Source organism: Craterilacuibacter sp., from assembly GCF_051659485.1.
Taxonomy (GTDB): domain Bacteria; phylum Pseudomonadota; class Gammaproteobacteria; order Burkholderiales; family Chromobacteriaceae; genus Craterilacuibacter.
This window is the reverse complement of record NZ_JBOFOO010000341.1, coordinates 1-1,840: the sequence shown is the minus strand read 5'-3', so window position 1 is coordinate 1,840 and position 1,840 is coordinate 1. Positions and strand designations below refer to the sequence as shown.

3 protein-coding genes are annotated in these 1,840 nt (G+C 58.1%); 1 reads left to right on the top strand and 2 read right to left on the bottom strand.

Annotated elements, in window-relative coordinates; translation table 11 throughout:
* On the bottom strand, nt 1-767 hold a 767-nt coding region (gene tsaD / locus ACRC1E_RS11605), incomplete at its 3' end, for a tRNA (adenosine(37)-N6)-threonylcarbamoyltransferase complex transferase subunit TsaD (protein ID WP_438515253.1).
* A 167-nt stretch (nt 768-934) separates the two neighbouring features.
* On the opposite strand from tsaD, the gene ACRC1E_RS11600 reads away from it, so the two are divergent.
* On the top strand, nt 935-1,351 hold the full coding sequence (locus ACRC1E_RS11600; protein ID WP_438515252.1) for an OsmC family protein: 417 nt from the start codon (nt 935-937) through the stop codon (nt 1,349-1,351).
* A gap of 132 nt (nt 1,352-1,483) precedes the next feature.
* Here the strand turns inward: ACRC1E_RS11600 and ACRC1E_RS11595 are convergent.
* Nucleotides 1,484-1,840: hypothetical protein (locus ACRC1E_RS11595; protein ID WP_438515251.1), on the bottom strand; the 357-nt coding region annotated here is incomplete at its 5' end.

Genomic DNA, 1,840 nt, shown 5'->3' with positions numbered 1-1,840 from the left:
CATTTGTGCACCAGCACGTCGACGATGGCGTCCTGAAAGGCACGGCAGATGTCCATGCGGGACTGCTCGTTGATCTCGCCTTCGCTGGCCTCGACCTGGCGCGTAAGCGTCAGTACCGCCGTTTTCAGTCCGGAGAAGCTCATATCCAGATTGTCGGAGTGCAGCATCGGGCGCGGCAGGGTAAAGCGCGCCGGGTCGCCCGATTCGGCCAGTTGCGATAAGCGCGGGCCGCCGGGGTAATCCAGGCCCAGCAGCTTGGCGGTCTTGTCGAAGGCTTCGCCGGCGGCATCGTCCAGCGTTTCGCCCAGAATTTCGTAGTCGCCTATGCCGCGCACCGCCATGATCTGGGTGTGGCCGCCGGATACCAGCAGCGCCAGAAACGGAAACTCGGGCCGCGATTCGGCCAGCAAAGGCGAGAGCAGATGCCCTTCCAGATGGTGGACTTCGATCACCGGTTTGCCCAGCGAGAAGGCCAGCGCGTTGGCGAAGCTGGCACCGACCAGCAAGGCGCCGCCCAGACCCGGCCCCTGGGTGTAGGCGACGGCATCGATGTCGGCCAGTGTCTTGCCGGCTTCTTGCAGGCAGGCATCGGTCAGCGGCACGACGCGGCGGATATGGTCGCGGCTGGCCAACTCTGGCACCACGCCGCCGTATTCTGCGTGCATGGCCATTTGCGTATGTAGTTGCTGGGCAATAAGGCCAGCTTCAAGGTCATAGAGTGCGACCCCGGTTTCGTCGCAAGACGATTCGATTCCCAATACCAGCATGATGGCTTCTTGATAAAACAATCCAGGCATTTTACCGGTGATTCTTGGTCAGCCCAAATCCAAGTGATACGCTATCCCGTACGGGTAGCCGGTACGGCTGCAAATATCACCGGTTTTTGGGCTGTCAGCGCCGTGTGCGCGGCATCTTTATGGGTTAGGGGAACAGGATGAAAGCCAGACTGAAGTGGGTAGACGGAGTGTGTTTCATGGCGGAAACCGGCAGCGGTCACGCCGTGGTGATGGATGGCGCGCCCGAAGGCGGCGGCCGCAATCTGGGGCCGCGGCCGATGGAGCTGCTGCTGGTCGGCACCGCCGGCTGCACCAGTTACGACGTGCTGTCCATCCTGAAAAAATCGCGTCAGGAGGTGACGGACTGCTGGGTCGAGATGGAGGCCGAGCGCGCCGACGCCGAACCCAAGGTGTTTACCAAGATCCATTTCCACTTCGTGGTCACCGGCCGCAATCTCAAGCCGGATGTAGTCGAGCGCGCGATCCGGCTGTCGGCAGAGAAATACTGTTCGGCCTCCATCATGCTGGGCAAGACGGCCGATATCAGCCACGACTTCGAAATACGCGAAGGCTGAAATTTCCGGCGGAGGTGAACCGACTAGACCTTGCCGTCAGGGCAAGGTCTAGCGTGCCGTTCTGTGGTGACACTCGTTACCCATTCGCCTGAAAAATAGTGCGCGCCACCGTATCCGGCTTATGTTTCGAGGTCAAACTGTGCGACTAAGTAATTTTTCTTTCAACCTCAGCACATAAAACGAATCGCTCATAGTGGCGTTATGTTTATCGAACCGTAACTCATCAAAAAATGCCGCACATTCCAACAGATGGGCCTCGCCAAACTCTATTTCCTTGTAACCATTGATTGCCATCACCTTTCTTGAACGGCTCAGGACAATCAAGCCTTCAGCCCTGCTAGCAAACAGTTGGTAACGCTCGTTACGACGGGTAAAGCCTAATGTTCGATCTGCTAGAAAAGCCCCCAAAGTCACAAGCGAAAATACGGCCAGACCCAACAGTAAGGCATGCGCCTGGTCAACAACCCATGAAAAGCCGGAAAGCAGTAC

Excerpts from the sequence above, each read along its gene's own strand:
- ACRC1E_RS11600 (WP_438515252.1), top strand. The coding sequence starts at position 935 with ATGAAAGCCAGACTGAAGTGGGTAGACGGAGTGTGTTTCATGGCGGAA.